20 protein-coding genes are annotated in these 16,631 nt (G+C 54.9%); 1 reads left to right on the plus strand and 19 read right to left on the minus strand.

The window, feature by feature from the left end; translation table 11 throughout:
- Positions 1-39: 39 nt before the first annotated feature.
- The 13 genes from KNP85_RS01300 to smc all read right to left on the minus strand — a co-directional run bounded on the left by KNP85_RS01300 (position 40) and on the right by smc (position 11,881).
- Entirely contained in the window at positions 40-309 is a 270-nt protein-coding gene (locus tag KNP85_RS01300) for an EscU/YscU/HrcU family type III secretion system export apparatus switch protein (RefSeq protein ID WP_021067106.1), read from the minus strand.
- The gene (locus KNP85_RS01305; protein WP_214713795.1) at positions 306-1,151 is read right to left on the minus strand and encodes a hypothetical protein; all 846 of its coding nucleotides are present in this window, start codon (positions 1,149-1,151) and stop codon (positions 306-308) included. The genes KNP85_RS01300 and KNP85_RS01305 overlap by 4 nt, the downstream gene beginning before the upstream one ends.
- An 11-nt stretch (positions 1,152-1,162) precedes the next feature.
- Complete coding sequence (locus KNP85_RS01310) at positions 1,163-1,915, minus strand: ribonuclease HII (RefSeq protein WP_214800879.1); 753 nt, start codon at positions 1,913-1,915, stop codon at positions 1,163-1,165.
- Positions 1,916-1,956: 41 nt separating this feature from the next.
- Positions 1,957-2,817 carry a ribosome biogenesis GTPase YlqF gene (gene ylqF / locus KNP85_RS01315; protein ID WP_214800881.1) on the minus strand — a complete coding sequence of 287 codons (861 nt, stop codon included), beginning with the start codon at positions 2,815-2,817 and terminating at the stop codon, positions 1,957-1,959.
- Between the two features lie 12 nt (positions 2,818-2,829).
- Positions 2,830-3,372: a signal peptidase I gene (gene lepB, locus KNP85_RS01320; RefSeq protein ID WP_214719447.1), complete on the minus strand. Its 543-nt coding sequence runs from the start codon at positions 3,370-3,372 to the stop codon at positions 2,830-2,832.
- 82 nt (positions 3,373-3,454) lie between these two features.
- Positions 3,455-3,808 (minus strand): 50S ribosomal protein L19, encoded by a 354-nt coding sequence (rplS, locus tag KNP85_RS01325; RefSeq protein WP_021067101.1) that lies wholly within the window; start codon positions 3,806-3,808, stop codon positions 3,455-3,457.
- Between the two features lie 113 nt (positions 3,809-3,921).
- Entirely contained in the window at positions 3,922-4,638 is a 717-nt protein-coding gene (trmD, locus tag KNP85_RS01330; RefSeq protein WP_214800883.1) for a tRNA (guanosine(37)-N1)-methyltransferase TrmD, read from the minus strand.
- The gene (gene rimM, locus KNP85_RS01335) at positions 4,628-5,143 is read right to left on the minus strand and encodes a ribosome maturation factor RimM (RefSeq protein ID WP_214719449.1); all 516 of its coding nucleotides are present in this window, start codon (positions 5,141-5,143) and stop codon (positions 4,628-4,630) included. Before rimM ends, trmD begins: the two co-directional genes overlap by 11 nt.
- A 53-nt stretch (positions 5,144-5,196) precedes the next feature.
- Positions 5,197-5,472 carry a 30S ribosomal protein S16 gene (rpsP, locus tag KNP85_RS01340; protein WP_214800885.1) on the minus strand — a complete coding sequence of 92 codons (276 nt, stop codon included), beginning with the start codon at positions 5,470-5,472 and terminating at the stop codon, positions 5,197-5,199.
- Between the two features lie 81 nt (positions 5,473-5,553).
- Positions 5,554-6,894, minus strand: a complete 1,341-nt coding sequence (gene ffh / locus KNP85_RS01345; RefSeq protein WP_021067097.1) for a signal recognition particle protein — start codon at positions 6,892-6,894, stop codon at positions 5,554-5,556.
- An 11-nt stretch (positions 6,895-6,905) separates the two neighbouring features.
- Positions 6,906-7,229, minus strand: coding sequence for a putative DNA-binding protein (locus KNP85_RS01350; RefSeq protein ID WP_021067096.1), 324 nt, complete (start codon positions 7,227-7,229; stop codon positions 6,906-6,908).
- A 96-nt stretch (positions 7,230-7,325) separates the two neighbouring features.
- Positions 7,326-8,327 (minus strand): signal recognition particle-docking protein FtsY, encoded by a 1,002-nt coding sequence (ftsY, locus tag KNP85_RS01355; RefSeq protein WP_021067095.1) that lies wholly within the window; start codon positions 8,325-8,327, stop codon positions 7,326-7,328.
- Positions 8,324-11,881 (minus strand): chromosome segregation protein SMC, encoded by a 3,558-nt coding sequence (gene smc, locus KNP85_RS01360; RefSeq protein ID WP_214800887.1) that lies wholly within the window; start codon positions 11,879-11,881, stop codon positions 8,324-8,326. The genes ftsY and smc overlap by 4 nt, the downstream gene beginning before the upstream one ends.
- Before the next feature lie 115 nt (positions 11,882-11,996).
- Between smc and KNP85_RS01365 the strand changes: the two genes are divergently transcribed.
- Positions 11,997-12,191, plus strand: a complete 195-nt coding sequence (locus tag KNP85_RS01365) for a DUF1128 family protein (RefSeq protein ID WP_021067093.1) — start codon at positions 11,997-11,999, stop codon at positions 12,189-12,191.
- A 51-nt stretch (positions 12,192-12,242) separates the two neighbouring features.
- Here KNP85_RS01365 and rnc read toward each other — a convergent pair whose 3' ends face one another.
- From rnc to fapR, 6 genes are read right to left on the minus strand one after another with little or no spacing between them, the layout of a single operon-like run.
- Positions 12,243-13,022: a ribonuclease III gene (gene rnc / locus KNP85_RS01370; protein ID WP_021067092.1), complete on the minus strand. Its 780-nt coding sequence runs from the start codon at positions 13,020-13,022 to the stop codon at positions 12,243-12,245.
- A gap of 58 nt (positions 13,023-13,080) precedes the next feature.
- A complete protein-coding gene (gene acpP, locus KNP85_RS01375) occupies positions 13,081-13,320 on the minus strand; it encodes an acyl carrier protein (RefSeq protein WP_021067091.1) in 240 nt (79 codons plus the stop codon).
- 59 nt (positions 13,321-13,379) lie between these two features.
- The gene (gene fabG / locus KNP85_RS01380) at positions 13,380-14,120 is read right to left on the minus strand and encodes a 3-oxoacyl-[acyl-carrier-protein] reductase (protein ID WP_021067090.1); all 741 of its coding nucleotides are present in this window, start codon (positions 14,118-14,120) and stop codon (positions 13,380-13,382) included.
- A complete protein-coding gene (fabD, locus tag KNP85_RS01385) occupies positions 14,113-15,033 on the minus strand; it encodes an ACP S-malonyltransferase (protein ID WP_214800888.1) in 921 nt (306 codons plus the stop codon). Before fabD ends, fabG begins: the two co-directional genes overlap by 8 nt.
- 18 nt (positions 15,034-15,051) lie before the next feature.
- Positions 15,052-16,041 (minus strand): phosphate acyltransferase PlsX, encoded by a 990-nt coding sequence (plsX, locus tag KNP85_RS01390; RefSeq protein ID WP_021067088.1) that lies wholly within the window; start codon positions 16,039-16,041, stop codon positions 15,052-15,054.
- Positions 16,038-16,607, minus strand: coding sequence for a transcription factor FapR (gene fapR, locus KNP85_RS01395; protein WP_021067087.1), 570 nt, complete (start codon positions 16,605-16,607; stop codon positions 16,038-16,040). Before fapR ends, plsX begins: the two co-directional genes overlap by 4 nt.
- Positions 16,608-16,631 lie beyond the last annotated feature (24 nt).

Below are 16,631 nucleotides of genomic sequence, written 5' to 3' on the forward strand. Positions count from 1 at the left end.
TTCTTGCTTTAAGTTTTCATCTTTTTTTCACATCTACCCCTAGACATCCTCGATTTTTCCTTGTTCCATCTGATAAAGAAACACGAAAAGCTCGGCGATGACCTGGTACAGGTCGTCTGGAATCTGCTCTTCAATCTGTAGGGCGGACAAAAGTGACAGTAAGGCCGGGTCCTCATGAATCGGCACACCGTTCGCTTGCGCGAGCGCGAGCATGCGCTCGGCGACGAGTCCGCCCCCTTTGGCGACGACGCGCGGTGACTCCATCGATTGCTCATAGGACAAGGCGATGGCTTGTTTGCGATCGGTCATACGCGTTGGTCCACCTTTCCGAGTGGGGCGAACGTGTCCGGCACCGTTTCCCGCTTTGCTTCGAACGAGAAGCGGGACAGCTCATAGCCGCTCGCTTCGAGTGCCCGACCGAGCAACGGCTCATAGGCGTTGACGAACGGACTCAAGTCATGTTGCTCGTTGAACACTTTAACCGACACGTGCCGCTTCTGGACGAGCAAATCGATGCCCGTCTCTCCATACTTCGGGGTCTCGAGGAATAGAACGATACGGGCGTGGTCGGAGTCGATGACCTCGCCTTTCGGCGCCTCGAGACGGAACCGCACTTGTTCAAACGGCCCTAAATGCGGTATGTGAAATGCTTGAACGACGAACGGCGGGGTCTGCACGGCGTTGAACGTCTCCTGGGCCCGGACGAACTGTTCGAACTTCGGGTCGCCTTTCGCTTTGAACAGCTCGCCGACGAGTTGCTTCACGTCAGCACCGGCCCCGCTCTCGAGCAGTTGCCGGCCTTGCGCCTGGAGCGGCTCGGGCGTAGCGAGTGGTTGGCGAGCCAGGCGCCCGAGCTCGCTGCCGAGCTGGGCGAGCGGTGACCGTTGGGCCTGCTGCGCCTCGATTTGTTGCGGCACGACCTTCAAGACGAGTTTCGGTTCGAGCTCGGTGACGACCATCTTGTACGTCACGTTCTCTTTGACGTCGGCGTTCACCCCGACCCGGAACATGCCTTGCGGCAGCTGCATGACCGCCTCGCCTCCCGGCAACAGTTGGAGCACCCGGCCGACGACCGTATTGCCGACGAGCAGTTGCCGTGAATTTTGTTCGGTGACCTTGAACGGCAGGACGCCTTGGTGATCGATGCGCATCGTTTCCCCTCCTACATCTGTTTAATCGGTGCGAACGACTTCCGGTGAATCGGTGTGATGCCGTGTTCCGCGAGGCCGGTCAAATGGTCTTTCGTGCCATAACCCGCATTCCGTTCGAACCCGTACCCGGGATAGAGAATAGCGTAATCCTCCATCATGTTGTCGCGCACGACTTTGGCGACGACGCTCGCCGCCGCAATCGAGACACTCCGGGCATCCCCTTTGATGAGCGACTGCTGCGGGATGTCGAGATCGAGGCGCATCGCGTCAATCAACAGCGCATCGACCGTTCCGAGCTGCCGGACCGCTTCCACCATCGCCAGTTTCGTCGCCTCATAAATATTGACCTGGTCGATCACGTCAGCGTCGACGATGCCGACACCGACCGATGCCTCGTCCATGAGGATGCGGTATGCCAGTTCCCGCGCCCGTTTCGACATCTTTTTCGAATCGTTCAGGCCGGGATGATAAAACCCTTCGGGCAAGATGACAGCCGCCGCGACGACTGGTCCCGCGAGCGGCCCTCGACCGACCTCGTCGACGCCGCCGATGAGACGGAACCCTTGGGCCTTCCAATCGTCTTCGAACGCCTGACGGGCCGTATAGTCGGCACGGAGGGCATGTTCTTGTGCGAACTGTCGCTCCCGTTGCCGGATGAGCGTCTGGACACCCGTCCGCGGGTCGTCTTTCAACTCGGCCCGTACCTGCTCCCACTCTTCATATCGGACCGTCTGTAGCCGTTGTTTAATCGCTTGAATCGTCATTCCGTTCCTCCTATTCAAAAAAGCCCTGTCTGCACAGGACTTCACGCCATGTCATGGTCGGCCGGCGTCTCGAGGGAGACGCGTCCGATTTTCTCATGACGCAGTTCGTTCAATAGTAATTCGCTCGCTTTCTCGAAATCGACGTAACCGCCGCTGACGAGTCCACGTTTCTTCCCAATCAATTCGAGCAGTTCGACGGCATCTTCCGGCAGTTGATCGATTTTGAATCGCTCTTTCAACTGGTCCGGATAGCGGGCCGACAATTCGCGGGCCGTATAGAGCGCGATATCATCAAGGTTCAAGATATCATCTTTGATGGCACCGGTCGCCGCCAAGCGATAGCCGACCATCTGGTCCTCGAACTTCGGCCAAAGAATCCCTGGCGTATCGAGCAATTCCATCTCGCCGCCTTTCATCTTGATCCATTGCTGACGCTTCGTGACACCCGGACGGTCGCCGGTGACAGCGATGTTACGTCCGGCGAGACGGTTGATGAGCGTCGACTTGCCGACGTTCGGGATGCCGATGATGAGCGCGCGGATCGGGCCGGGGTTCCGGCCTTTCTCACGCATGCGGTCATGCTTCTCTTTCATGAGCTTCTCGGCGCCCGACATGAGCTGTTTCAAGCCTTTGCTATGTTTCGCGTCGACGGCGACGACCTCGATGTCATCGCGCTTCAAGGCGCGGAGCCAGGCGTCAGTGACGACCGGATCGGCCATATCGGCTTTATTCAAGACGATGAGACGCGGTTTGCCTTCCGTGATCTCATCGACCATCGGGTTACGGCTCGATTGTGGAACACGTGCATCGACGAGTTCGATGACGACATCGATGAGCTTTAACTTTTCTGTTACTTGTCTTCGTGCCTTGGCCATGTGGCCAGGGAACCATTGAATTGCCAAACAAACACCACCTTATTCTTGTACGGTCCCGAAATCGCCGAGCGGCCAGAACACGAAGTTCGTTTTGCCGACGACGTCCTCTTTCGGGACAAAGCCGATTTCACGGCTGTCTTTCGAGTTTTGACGATTGTCACCCATGACGAAGTACGAGCCTTCAGGGACGACCGTCTCGCCCGTCACTTGTTCGAGCGTAAAGTTTTCGGTAAGAGGAAAACCGTTCATCTGTGCCTTAAAATCCTCTAAATACGGTTCTTCGACCGCCTCACCGTTCAAGTAGAGCGTATCGTCCCGATATTCGAGCGTATCGCCAGGAATGGCGATGACGCGTTTAATATAGTCTTTCGATTCTGTCGCGTGGAAGACGATAATATCGCCTCGGTCGAGCTCACCGACGTAGTTCGAGATTTTGCTGACGATCATGCGATCGGCATTTTGGAGCGTCGGCATCATCGACTCTCCTTCGACGATGACAGGTACAAAGATGAACGTCCGGATCACGAACGCGATGACGAGCGCAACGACGATCGCCTTAAGCCAACTGAACACTTCTTTCAACTTGCCTCACTCCTCTGTCCGTTTGAACTTATTGTACTAGAAAAAAAGAAGCTTGTCGCAAGCGACAAGCTTAATCCCCATCTTAACGACGGATTTCTTTAATACGTGCTGCTTTACCGCGAAGGTTGCGGAGGTAGTAGAGTTTCGCACGACGGACTTTACCGTAACGAACGACTTCGATTTGCGCGACACGTGGTGAGTGAAGCGGGAATGCACGCTCAACACCTACGCCGTAAGAAATCTTACGAACTGTGAATGTTTCGCCGATGCCGCCACCCTTACGCTTGATGACTACGCCTTCGAAGATCTGGATACGCTCGCGCGTTCCCTCTACGACTTTAACGTGGACACGTACTGTGTCACCAGGACGGAAAGCAGGTACGTCTGATTTGAATTGTTCTTCTGTGATTTCACGGAACAGTTTTTGTGTGTTCATGAATAGTTCTCCTTTTTCTTCAATGTTCATATCTTCATCTGCCCAAGCATCCAACAGCGGAACATCGGTAATTGGTGGGGTTAACCCACATGCTCAAACATAGCACAATTCGGTCAATCGCGCAACGATTCAATGAATTTTTTATCTGCCTTCGACAGTTCAATGCGCTCAAGCAGGTCCGGTCGCCGGCGATACGTGCGCAGGAGCGACTGCTCTCGGCGCCACGCTTCGATTTTGGCGTGATTGCCCGACAAGAGCACGTCAGGCACTTTCAGACCACGGAACTCCGCTGGGCGTGTATAGTGCGGATACTCGAGTAGCCCTGTCGAGAACGAGTCATCTTCATGGCTCGCCTGATCGCCGAGCACTTCCGGGATGAGACGGACCGTCGCATCAATCATGACCATCGCGGCGAGCTCACCGCCGGTCATGACGAAGTCACCGATTGACACTTCGTCCGTCGCGAGCTCGTCATGAATCCGTTGATCGAACCCTTCATAATGGCCGCATAAAAAGATCAAGTGTTCCTCGGTCGCCCATGCTTCCGCCATCTGTTGGTCGAAACGGCGTCCAGTTGGCGTCGTGACGATGACGCGGGGACGCTTCTTATTGATAGCGTCGAAGGCGTCAAAGATCGGCTGTGGGGTGAGCAACATGCCCGCCCCGCCACCGTACGGGTAATCGTCGACCTTATGGTGTTTGTTCGTCGAGAAGTCACGGAAGTTCGTGAACGCCATCTCGACTTGTCCGAGTGTACGGGCCCGTCCGACGATTGAATGATCGAGCGGGGCGAACATCTCGGGGAATAACGTTAAAACATCAATCTTCATCGTCAATCATTCCCGGAATCGGGGTGATGACGACACGTTTCGCCTCGACATCGATGTTGCTCACGACCGATTCGATGTACGGGATGAGGGCGTCCGACTTGCCAGGGCGTTTGATGACCCAGACGTCGTTGGCACCAGTCTCGAAGATATCGTCGACGACACCGATGACCTCACCGTCGACGACGGCCTCGCAACCGATAATCTCGTGATAGTAAAACTCATGCTCCGGTAACTCGTGGACGTGCTCGACATGAACGTATAGTTTCATCCCTTTATACTTCTCGACGAGATTGATATTCTCAAGTCCTTTGAACGTCACGAGATGGAACTGCTTATGCGGACGATACGTCGTCACCTCGAACGGGAGCTTCTTGCCATCGACGTCCAAATAGAGCGTCTCGCCTTTCTTGAAGCGTTCGGCTGGGAAATCGGTCGCGGCGAGCAACTTCAGTTCCCCTTTCAAGCCGTGGGTATTGGCGATCTTACCTACGTATAACCATTCCATTGTTGTGCCTCCTCAAAAAAATGGGCCGACCTCATAAAAGGTCGGCCACATCCTTACTTCGCGTTTTTCGCGTTGTGGAATTTCTCCATGATCCCTGCTTTAGAGAACAAGTTACGTACTGTGTCAGATGGCTTCGCGCCGTCTGCCAACCATTTGAGAGCGAGTTCTTCGTTGATGCGAACATCTGCTTCTGGTTTTGCAACCGGGTTGTAGTGACCGAGTTGCTCGATGAAACGGCCATCACGTGGTGAACGTGAATCAGCTACAACGATCCGGTAGAAAGGTGATTTGTTTGCGCCCATGCGCTTGAGACGAATTTTAACTGCCATGGTAATATACCTCCATCATGTGTTTAAGAATTGACAACTTTAATAGTATACTGTTTTTTTGCCCGACTGACAAAAGTTTTCTTAGAAGAACGGAAGGCCGAGACCTTTTTTCTTCCCTTTCATTTGTCCTGACATCTGCTTCATGAGCTTCTTCATGTCATCGAACTGTTTGATGAGACGGTTCACTTCCTGGATGGAACGACCGCTCCCTTTTGCGATCCGCTTGCGACGACTCGCGTTGAGCACTTCAGGATTGGAGCGCTCATGCTTTGTCATCGAGCGAATGATCGCCTCGACATGATCGAGTTGCTTCTCGTCGATTTGGACGTTTTTCAACCCTTTCATCTTACCTGCACCAGGTAACATCGAGAGCAATTCATCAATTGGGCCCATGTTTTTCACTTGACCCAACTGCTCGATAAAATCATCGAACGTGAACGATGCATCGCGAATTTTGCTTTCAAGCTCCTTCGCAGCATCTTGGTCCATCTGTGACTCGGCTTTTTCAATGAGTGTGAGCACGTCCCCCATCCCAAGAATCCGTGACGCCATGCGTTCCGGGTGGAATGGTTCGAGGGCATCCAACTTTTCACCGAGACCGACGAACTTAATCGGCGCTCCCGTGACTGCCTTGATTGAAAGGGCTGCCCCACCACGTGTATCACCGTCGAGCTTTGTGAGCACGACGCCGGTGATTCCGAGTTTCTCATTGAAGCTGTCGGCCACATTGACCGCATCTTGACCCGTCATCGCATCGACGACGAGGAAGATTTCATTTGGTTTGGCAATCGTCTTCACGTTTTCGAGTTCGCCCATGAGCGTCTCGTCGATGTGAAGGCGACCGGCCGTATCGATCAACACGAAATCGTGATGATTGGTTTTGGCGTACTCGAGCGCTTTTGTGACGATTTCTTCCGGCTTCACTTGGTCGCCAAGTGAGAACACCGGTAAATCGAGTTGCTTGCCGAGTGTCTCGAGCTGTTTGATGGCCGCGGGCCGATAAATATCCGCCGCGACGAGAAGTGGACTCCGGTTATGCTTTTTGCGAATCAAGTTCGCGAGCTTCCCGGTCGTCGTCGTTTTCCCCGCACCTTGTAACCCGACCATCATGACGACTGTCGGTGGTTTTGGGTTAAATGTGATCGGGACGACGTCGCTTCCCATCAAAGTCGTTAGCTCTTCATGAACGATTTTGACAACTTGTTGGCCCGGTGTCAACGATTTCATGACGTCTTGGCCGATGGCCCGTTCTTTCACGTCGTTGACGAACTGTTTGACCACTTTGAAGTTGACATCGGCTTCAAGGAGAGCGAGACGAACTTCTCTCATCATCTCTTTGACATCTGCTTCGGAAATTTTACCTTTCCCCCGCATTTTCGCCAGTGTCGATTGCAACCGTTCGGATAATCCTTCAAATGCCATGCTTCAGCCCCCTACTCTAAATTCTCAAGCGCCGAAATCGTTTCCGTCGCGTCGGGCGAATGCTCGACTTGACGTTTGAGCGTCTGAAGCAGTTGTTGCCGCTGTTCGAACTTCTCGAACAAGGCCAACTTCTCCTCATACTGCTCAAGCATCGCTTCGGTACGCTTTATGTTATCGTAGACCGCTTGACGGCTGACTTCAAACTCTTCCGCAATCTCTCCGAGCGAGTAGTCATCTAGGTAATAAAGAGACATATAGTTGCGCTGTTTCGGTGTGAGTAGTGCTTGATAAAAATCGAACAAGTAGTTCATTCGATTCGTCTTTTCGAGCGACATGACCTCCACCTCCACATGTTAAGTGAAATCCCTTTACAACTACCAATAGTACAGCCGTCCCTAGCTCTTGTCAAGTTTTTTTCTTAACAGAGAAACTTAGGCGAGGTCATCGTTTGTCTGTTGTTTTTCTTCGAAGATGTCCCCGAATAATCCGTATACGAACTGTTCCGGGTCGAACGCTTGTAAATCATCGATTTTCTCGCCGAGCCCGACGTATTTGACCGGAATATCGAGCTCGTTTCGAATCGCGAGCACGATGCCGCCTTTGGCCGTGCCATCGAGCTTCGTCAAGACGATGCCGCTCACGTTCGTCGCTTGTTTGAACGCTTTCGCCTGGACCATCGCGTTCTGCCCTGTCGTCGCGTCAAGCGCGAGCAACACTTCATGCGGTCCGTTCGGCACTTCGCGCTCGATGACCCGCTTCACTTTTTCAAGCTCGTTCATCAAGTTGACCTTGTTTTGCAAACGTCCGGCCGTGTCACAAATCAAGACGTCGACACCGCGTGATTTCGCTGCCTGGACGGCGTCGAACACGACCGCGGCCGGGTCCGAACCTTCGGCTTGACGGATGACCGGGACTCCGACGCGTTCGCCCCATACTTGGAGCTGGTCGATGGCACCGGCCCGGAACGTGTCGCCCGCCGCAAGCATGACCGAACGGCCTTCTGACTTCAATTGATGGGCGAGCTTGCCGATCGTCGTCGTCTTGCCGACGCCGTTGACGCCGACGAACAAGATGACCGTCAATCCGTCTTGCATGTTCAACTCACGGTCCGACTCGTCCTCTTGGAGTCGCTTCGCCACGACTTCGACGAGCGCATCGCGGACAGCGACCGGATCTTTCAAGTTGCGGCGCTTCACTTCTTCTTTCAAATCTTCGACGAGGTCCATCGTCGTCGTCACCCCGACGTCCGCCTGGATGAGCAGATCCTCGAGTTCATCGAAGAAATCCTCATCGACTTCGCGGAATCGATAGACGAGATCGTTGACGGCATTCGCGAACCCGTCGCGGGTCTTTGTCAATCCATCGGTAAACTTTTGTGACGCTTCTTGCGTCGAGGTCGTCAATTTATCTTTTAGCTTCTTAAAAAAACTCAACTTAATTCCTCCATCTCTTCTTCCGTCTCGACGACGCGCTTCGCTTCAGATAGTTCGACCGAAAGCACCTCGGAGACCCCGTTTTGTTGCATCGTCACGCCATAGAGCGTATCCGCCGCCTCCATCGTCCCTTTCCGGTGCGTGATGATGACGAACTGCGTATCAATCGACAGCGTCCGGATATACTCCCCGAACCGATGGACGTTCGCCTCATCGAGCGCTGCCTCGACTTCATCGAGCACACAGAACGGCACCGGACGCGTCTTCAAAATCGCGAATAAGAGCGCGATCGCCGTCAAGGCCCGTTCTCCCCCCGAGAGCAGACTGAGCGTCTGCAGTTTCTTCCCGGGTGGTTTGGCGACGATATCGATGCCCGTATTGAGCAAGTCGGACTCGTCGACCAATTTCAAATCGGCCTCGCCGCCACCGAACAGTTCCTGGAACGTCTGTTTGAAGTGACCGCGGACGAGCGTATACGTCTCTTTGAACAATCGTGTCACTTCACGGTCCATCTCGTTGATGATGTCGTACAAATCCTCTTTGGCGCTGACGAGGTCGTCCCGCTGTTCAGACAAGAACATGAACCGCTCATTGACGAGGTCGAACTCTTCAATCGCATTCAAATTGACCGGACCGATCTCCTCGATTTGGCGGACGAGCAGTTTGAACTCCTCTTTCGCCTCATCGAGCGGGACCGTGAGCGTCGGCAGCAAATCGAAGACGAGTCCACGTTCGTCGAGCGCATCGAGTTTCCACTTCCGTTTCAACTCCAGTTCGTTCACGTCGGTCTCGAGTTTACGGACGTCCGCATCGAGTCGACGACGCACGTCCGTCGCCTGTTGTTCGCGCTGCCTTAGAATTCGGTATGATTCTTCTTCGGCATGGAGCTGGTTCAACTGTTGCGTCAGGCGCGCTTTGAGCGCATCCATCTGTTTGACCGCCTCGACATGTTCGAGCTCGAGTTCGGCTGAAGAGACGACCCGGCCGCTCGCCACATGTTCGAGCTCACGTTCGATTTGATGAAGGCGTGCCGTCTGTTTGGCGACCTCGGCCTCGAGCCGTTCGACTTCCGAGCGGACCCGGTCGAGGTCGAGCGTGTGCCGTTGGCGATCGAGTTCGTTTTGACGGATGGCTTCTTGCAGTTGCCCCGTCGTCGCGGCACCTTTCGCCTGCTCACCGCGGAGCGCCTCGAGCTCGGTCCGAATCGAGGCTTGCAACGCATCGGTCGCCTCGAGCTCTTGTGCGAGCCGCGTCAATTCGTTCGTTGCGGCTTCAATCGTATGGGCATAGCGGGCCATTTCATGATCGAACAGTTCAAGTTGCGCCTTGGCGTCTTGTGACACCCTCTCCAAGCTTCGGTACGCCTGTTCCGTCGACCGGAGCGTCTCTTCGGCCTCGCGCTTCTTGAGTCTGATTGACTGGAGCGACTCCCGCAACCGGGACATCTCATCGGTATACGTCGTCACGCGCAACTGTTGCTCATGGAGCATGGCCAGCCCTTGCGTCAATCCGTGCTTCAAGTCATCGAGTTCACGCGATTGCGTGAACAAGGCGACGCCTTGCTTCCGGCTACCCCCGGTCATCGAACCGCCGACGTTGACGATGTCCCCGTCGAGCGTGACGATGCGATAGCGATACCCGGTCGTCTGGGCGATCCGGTTGGCGACTTCGAGTGAGCTGGCGACGATGACGGCACCGAGAAGGGACCGTTTCAATTTGTCATAGGCCGGGTCCGTTTCGACGAGGTCGGCGGCGATGCCGACGAATCCGTCGAGCGATTCGAGCCGGTGCGCGACTTCACTCGGGACGTAACGTTCCTTCACGCTCGTCATCGGCACAAACGTGGCCCGTCCAGCATTCGCCTTCCGTAGCCGATCGATTTCTCGGCGACCGACCACATCCGTCTCGACGACGATATGTTGTTGTGTCTGACCGAGCGCCGTCTCGATGGCGGCCTCGTAGGACGGGAGAACGCGAATCAATTCCGCGACCGCACCGAGCACGCCCGGCCCCCGTTCTTTCAACACGAATTTAACGGCATGGAAATAGCCTTCATATGACTGCTTCATCCGCTCGAGCAATTCGATGCGGTCCTCGGTCTTCTGACGCCGGCGGTCGAGGTCGTGGTACGACTGCTCGGCCCGGGCCAGCTTGTCCCGCAGTGTCGTCTCTTGTTCGGTCAAATCGGCTTCTTGCGCGAGCAGCGTCTCCCACGTCGTCCGCGCTTCGTCGAGACGAGCCTGCTCGGCCTCGAGCGAAGCCGTCTGTTCGGTCCGCACATCGAGGCGATCCTTATTCTCACGCAGGAGGCGGGCTTTCGCTTCCTCGGCTTGTTCGATATCCCGGCGTTCCCGCTTCTGTTGATTGCTGAGCGTGGCGCGAGTCGTCGCTAGTTCGAACGCCTCACCTTGGAGCTGTTCGATTTCCGCGTTAAAATCGCGTGTCGCTGCCGTCAATTGTGTGTCGAGTTTGACGCGTGCCGATTCGACGGTATGTAACGCCTCGGTTTTAGACGCCAAATCCGCCTCGGCCACGTGCAATTTCTGCGTCAACTGTTCGGCCTCTTCGGCCAACTCGACCCGTTGGCGCTCGAGACGTTCTTTCGTTTCCGCCCCGTGCTCTTCCCGGGCTTTCGCGAGCTTGATTTCGCCGGTCAATCGTTCTAGTTCGGTCGCCTGCGTCCGTTCGTCCTGGTGGAGCGTATCGAGCGTTTCCCGATCGACGGCGAGTGTCGCCTCGAGCTCCGTCCGTTCCGCCACAATCGCGTTCAACGCGCCGTCTTGCTCGGCGAGATGGGCGGACGCCGTCCCGAGTTGTTCGTTCGTACGGGTGATTCCTGTTCCGAGTTCCGTAATCTCGGCACCGAGAATACCTGTCTCGAGCTCATCGTGCCGAGCTTTTGCGACTTGATACTCACGGGCGAGCGCGGCTTGTTCACGGAGCGGTTCGACCCGGTCGGCGAGTTCATACAAGATATCGTCGACGCGGGACAAGTTCAATTCAGTGTCCTGCAGTTTCCGTTCCGCTTGTTTTTTACGCTGGCGGTATTTCAAGACACCGGCCGCTTCTTCGATGACGGCCCGGCGGTCTTCCGGTTTCCCGGAGATGACCTGCTCGACCCGGCCTTGGCCGATGATGGCAAACGCATCACGCGACAGACCCGTATCCATGAACAGGTCAATCACATCTTTGAGACGGCACGGCTTCTTGTTCATAAAGTAGTCGCTGTCGCCGCTCCGCGTGACACGGCGCGTGACGCTCACTTCTTCATACGGCAGCCGCAAATGGGCGTCCGTATTGTCCAACACGAGCGTCACTTCGGCGACGTTACGATGGTTCTCCCCTTCACTGCCGGCAAAGATAACATCTTCCATTTTCGCTCCGCGGAGCGATTTGGCCGACTGCTCACCGAGTACCCAGCGAACAGCGTCCGATATATTTGATTTTCCGCTCCCGTTCGGTCCAACCACGGCTGTGACGCCGGGACGAAAATCCAGTTCAATCCGCTTGGCAAACGATTTAAAGCCAGCGAGTTCGATTCGTTTTAAGTGCATCGTGACCATCCTATCCTCAGTAAGCATTCATTTGTTTATTTTACCACAGTTGCCAGTTCGTCAAAATGCTAGAATCATGCTATTCTAAAAAGAACTGTAGAAAGGGGTACGACCGATGACTAACGAACAAATGATTGAGGAAATTCTCGACAAAATGAACATCATCAACCGCGGCGCCATCAAAGCGGAAGAATATAACCGTGCCGACGCCTCGGCCGTCAAAGAGATTTACGACTACGTGATGAATCGTTCATCGTTGTCGATTTCTGAAGTGGATGGAATCGTCGAAGAACTCGGGCAATTGACGTAACTAGATGATACAAAAAGGAGTGGACCCGTTGAGAGGTCCACTCCTTTTGTGTTAGAGGCCGGCGTATTGCCGATTGAATTCGATTAACGCTTCTTTCGCCGCAAGCTGCTCGGCTTCTTTCTTCGATCGGCCGATGCCTTCCCCGACGATGTCGTCAGACAGACGGGCGTGGGCGACGAACTCCCGGCTATGGGCCGGCCCGCGCTCTTCGATAATCGTGTACGAGACGGGCCCGAGCCCTTCGCGTTGCACGCTCTCTTGGAGCTGGCTCTTATAATCAGTCTGTTCTTCAAACACACCGGCTAAGACTTTCGGAAAAACCGCTTCGGCGAGGAACTGTTCGACTGGTTCAATCCCTTGGTCCAGATAGAGCGCACCGATGTAGGATTCGAACACATCGGCGAGTAACGCCGGACGCTTGCGACCGCCGGTCAACTCTTCGCCTTTCCCAAGCAAGATAAAATCAGAGAAAGCATAGGCTTCCGCGAAGTTGACGAGTGACGGCTCACAGACGATGGCCGCCCGCAACTTCGTTAATTCCCCCTCGGAGCGCTCCGGATACGTCTCATACAAAAACCGAGACACCGTCAACTCGAGCACCGCGTCGCCTAGAAACTCTAAGCGCTCATTGTCTTTTTTCAGACCGCGTTGTTCGTTGACGTATGAGGAGTGGGTGAACGCTTGCATCAATAAATCTTGATTCGTGAATCGAACGGATAGCCGTTCTTCAAGTGTCTTGAACTGCTCGAGAATCCGAGACCGTTCGAGCTCATTTCGTCGGCGTCGTTGCGCCGACCCTTGACGGTCAAACCGTCGCTTGTCCTTTGTCATAATTCCCTCCGTGAATAAGCACAAGCCCACCGCTCATGACGAGCGGTGGGAGGCTTGATTACAATTTAGTTTCGATGTAAGCGACAACGTCGCCGACAGTTGCAAGTTTCTCTGCATCTTCATCTTCGATTGTGATATCGAATTTGTCTTCAAGGTCCATGACCATTTCCATAACTTCGAGCGAATCCGCACCGAGGTCGTCTTTGAATGATTTGTCGGCTGTGATCTCAGATACATCTTTCCCGAGTTTCTCTGCCACTGCTGCTTGTACGTCTACTAAGATTTGTTCTGTTGTCATGATAAAACCCCTCCAAATTAAAGTATATAAAATGTGATTCGATTGGTAAAGTTCTGATTTTAAGCCATCGTCATCCCGCCGTCAACGGCGATCGTCTGACCCGTCACGTAAGCCGCTTGGTGTGAAGCGAGGAATGAGACGACGTTCGCCACGTCTTCGACTTGGCCAAAGCGGTTGAACGGGATTTGTCCGAGCGTCGCCTCACGCTGGGCGTCGGTCAAGGCATCGGTCATGTCCGTCTGGATAAATCCAGGACAGACGGCGTTCACCGTGACATGGCGTCCGGCGAGTTCACGCGCGACTGATTTGGTCAGGCCGATTAGCCCGGCTTTCGCCGCCGCATAGTTGGCCTGTCCGGCGTTGCCCGTGATGCCAACGACCGAAGCGATATTGATGATGCGGCCCGACTTCGATTTCAAGAGCGTCCGCGTCGCAGCTTGCGACGTCAAGAACGCACCTTTCAAGTTCGTCGACAAGACATCGTCAAAGTCAGCCTCTTTCATGCGCATGAGCAGACCGTCACGCGTGATGCCCGCATTGTTGACGAGGCAATCGATGCGGCCGAACGTGTCGACCGTCGTCTTGATGAGCGCCTTCACGTCATCCGCGTTTGAGACGTCCGCTTTGACGGCGATGGCCTCGCCCCCGTTCGCTTCAATCTCACTGACGACAGCCTTTGCTTTCTCAACACTACCCGAGTAATTCACGACGACCCGAAAGCCGTCTTCCCCTAAACGCTTCGCGATGGCGGCCCCGATCCCCCGGGACGCGCCTGTCACGATTGCTACTTGGTCATGCACGTACTTCTCCTCCTAACGCGGCCACCTCTTCGAGCGTCGTCGCCTGTTTGATCGTCACGTTCGCGTCGATTCGCTTGATGAGACCCGACAATGGCGACGTCGGACCGAATTCGATGAACGTGTCGACGCCAGCGTCGATCGCTTTGCGGACACACGCCTCGAATCGGACCGATGCGTACAGTTGCTCGGTGAGGAGTGCTTTCAATTTCTCCGGGTCGGTATGGACCTCGGCATCGACGTTCGAGACAATCCCGATCGCCGTCGGTTTGAACGGTGATGAAGCGAGCACGTCTTTGAACCGCGTCGCGGCTGGCATCATGTACGAGCTATGGAACGCACCAGAGACGTTGAGCGGTAAGACGCGTTTCGCGCCGGCCTGTTTCAAGTCCGTCTCGGCTTGTTTGACCGCGTCGACGTGTCCCGAGATGACGAACTGACCCGGACAGTTGTAGTTGGCGATTTGTACAAGGTTCCCGCTAGCACTGATTTTCTCCGTCACATGGAACGCCTCGTCGACATCGGTCATCCCGATGACGGCTGCCATCGCCCCATCCTTCACTTCTGACATGAGCTTACCGCGTTCGTGGACGAGCACGCTCGCCTCTTCCAAATCGATGACGCCGGCGATGACGAGTGCCGCATATTCTCCGACGCTGTGACCGATCACCATGTCTGGCGCGGCCCCTGTTTTGGCGTGAGCTTGTGCGAGTGATGCCGCATGCGCCACGATGGCCGGTTGGGCCAGTTCTGTCCGTTGAAGCTCTTCTTTTGATCCTGCCGCCATGGCGTCGAGTAAATCAAATCCGAGGCGACGGCCAATCGCGTGCAGTTGCTCAGGATTGTCGAGGAACGTTTGGCCCATGCCGACGGCTTGTGACCCTTGTCCTGGAAATACCCATGCTGTTTTCCCCATGTACTCACCTTCTTTGAATTAGTTTGTGGCTTTGGCTTGCTTGATCTTCGCGACGACGTCGTGATCGACCATGATTTTCGCCTGTTTGAGCGCGCTCATGATGGCGAGCGCATCGCTCGAACCGTGCGCTTTAATGACCGGGGCGTTGATGCCGAATAACCCGGCTCCACCGTGTTCCCGATAATCTAATGTTTGTTTCAATCGTTTCAACTTCGGTTTTAAGACGAGAGCGGCGAGCTTCGAGACGAAATCGCTCGTGAACTGCTCTTTCATCATCTTCATGAGCATCGATGACGAACCTTCGACACCTTTGAGCAAAATGTTTCCGGCGAACCCTTCGGTGACGATGACGTCCACGTCACCGGACATCGCCTCACGTGCTTCCACGTTGCCGACAAAGTGGACCGGTGCTTGTTCAAGGAGGGGGTACGCCTCTTTCGTGAGGGCGTTTCCTTTCCCAGCCTCGGTCCCGATGTTCAGTAGCGCGACGCGCGGGCGCTTGACGCCGCGGACGTGCTCAGCGTAGAGCGAGCCCATGATCGCATAGTCGACCAAGTGCTCAGGCTTAGCGTCCGGGTTGGCCCCGACGTCTAAAATGACGACACCGCTACCCGTATATGTAGGGAACGTAGGTGACAACGCGGGACGCTCGATGCCGGGAATCCGTCCGATGACGAATAGTGACGCCGCCATGAGGGCGCCGGTATTCCCAGCCGAGACGAGGGCGTCGGCCTCTCCGTCTTTGACGAGTTTGGCCGCCACGACGAGCGAGCTGTCCTTTTTACGGCGGACGGCCCGGACCGGCTCATCGTCTCCGGTGATGACTTCACTTGCCGGAACGATTTTGATTCGCGGGTCGGTCAACCCATAAGAGGCGAGTTTGACCTCATCTCCGACTAAAAACAGTTCCATCTGCTCATTCGGGAACGCGTCGGCAAACTGTTTGACGCCTTCCACGATTGCTTTCGGGGCATGATCCCCGCCCATTGCATCGATTGCTAATTTCATGCCTGTTCCTCCTCACCGCGACGATAGATCGTGAAGTCTCCGCTAAAGACACACTCTTCGCCGACATAACTATCCACTGTGACGTCCGTTCTTCCGTCCCGACGTAGTTTGATTACACGAGCCTTGGCAACGACTCGCTCTCCAAGATGGACCTGGCGACTAAACCGGATGTCCGCTTTAGTGGTCAACGCCAATTCATCATTGATGAGCGCCACCGCTAACGAGTTGGCCTGGGCGAACAATACGTGTCCCCGGGCGATCTCGTTGCGGCTAAAGACGTGTTCTCTCTCAATGTCGAGAACCGAGATGGCCGATTCATCGAGCTTCAAGTCAATCATATCACCGATGACCTCGCTCATGGCGAGCGACTTCACTTCATCGAGGTGTTCTGAGGCAACGTGCTTGATCCGTTCTCTCACTTCCGGAATCTTTAACTCCATCCGATCGAGTCGAATCGTTTGAATACTGACTGCAAACTGTTTCGACAGCTCTTCGTCTTTGATGAACGGGTTGCGATCAATCGTTTCTTGCAATAAGCGTTGCCGCTCTTTCTTAGGTACCCGCATTCAGTTCCCTCCTAAACTCTATGC

The sequence above is a fragment of the Exiguobacterium sp. s194 genome, assembly GCF_018618275.1.
Classification (GTDB): domain Bacteria; phylum Bacillota; class Bacilli; order Exiguobacteriales; family Exiguobacteriaceae; genus Exiguobacterium; species Exiguobacterium chiriqhucha.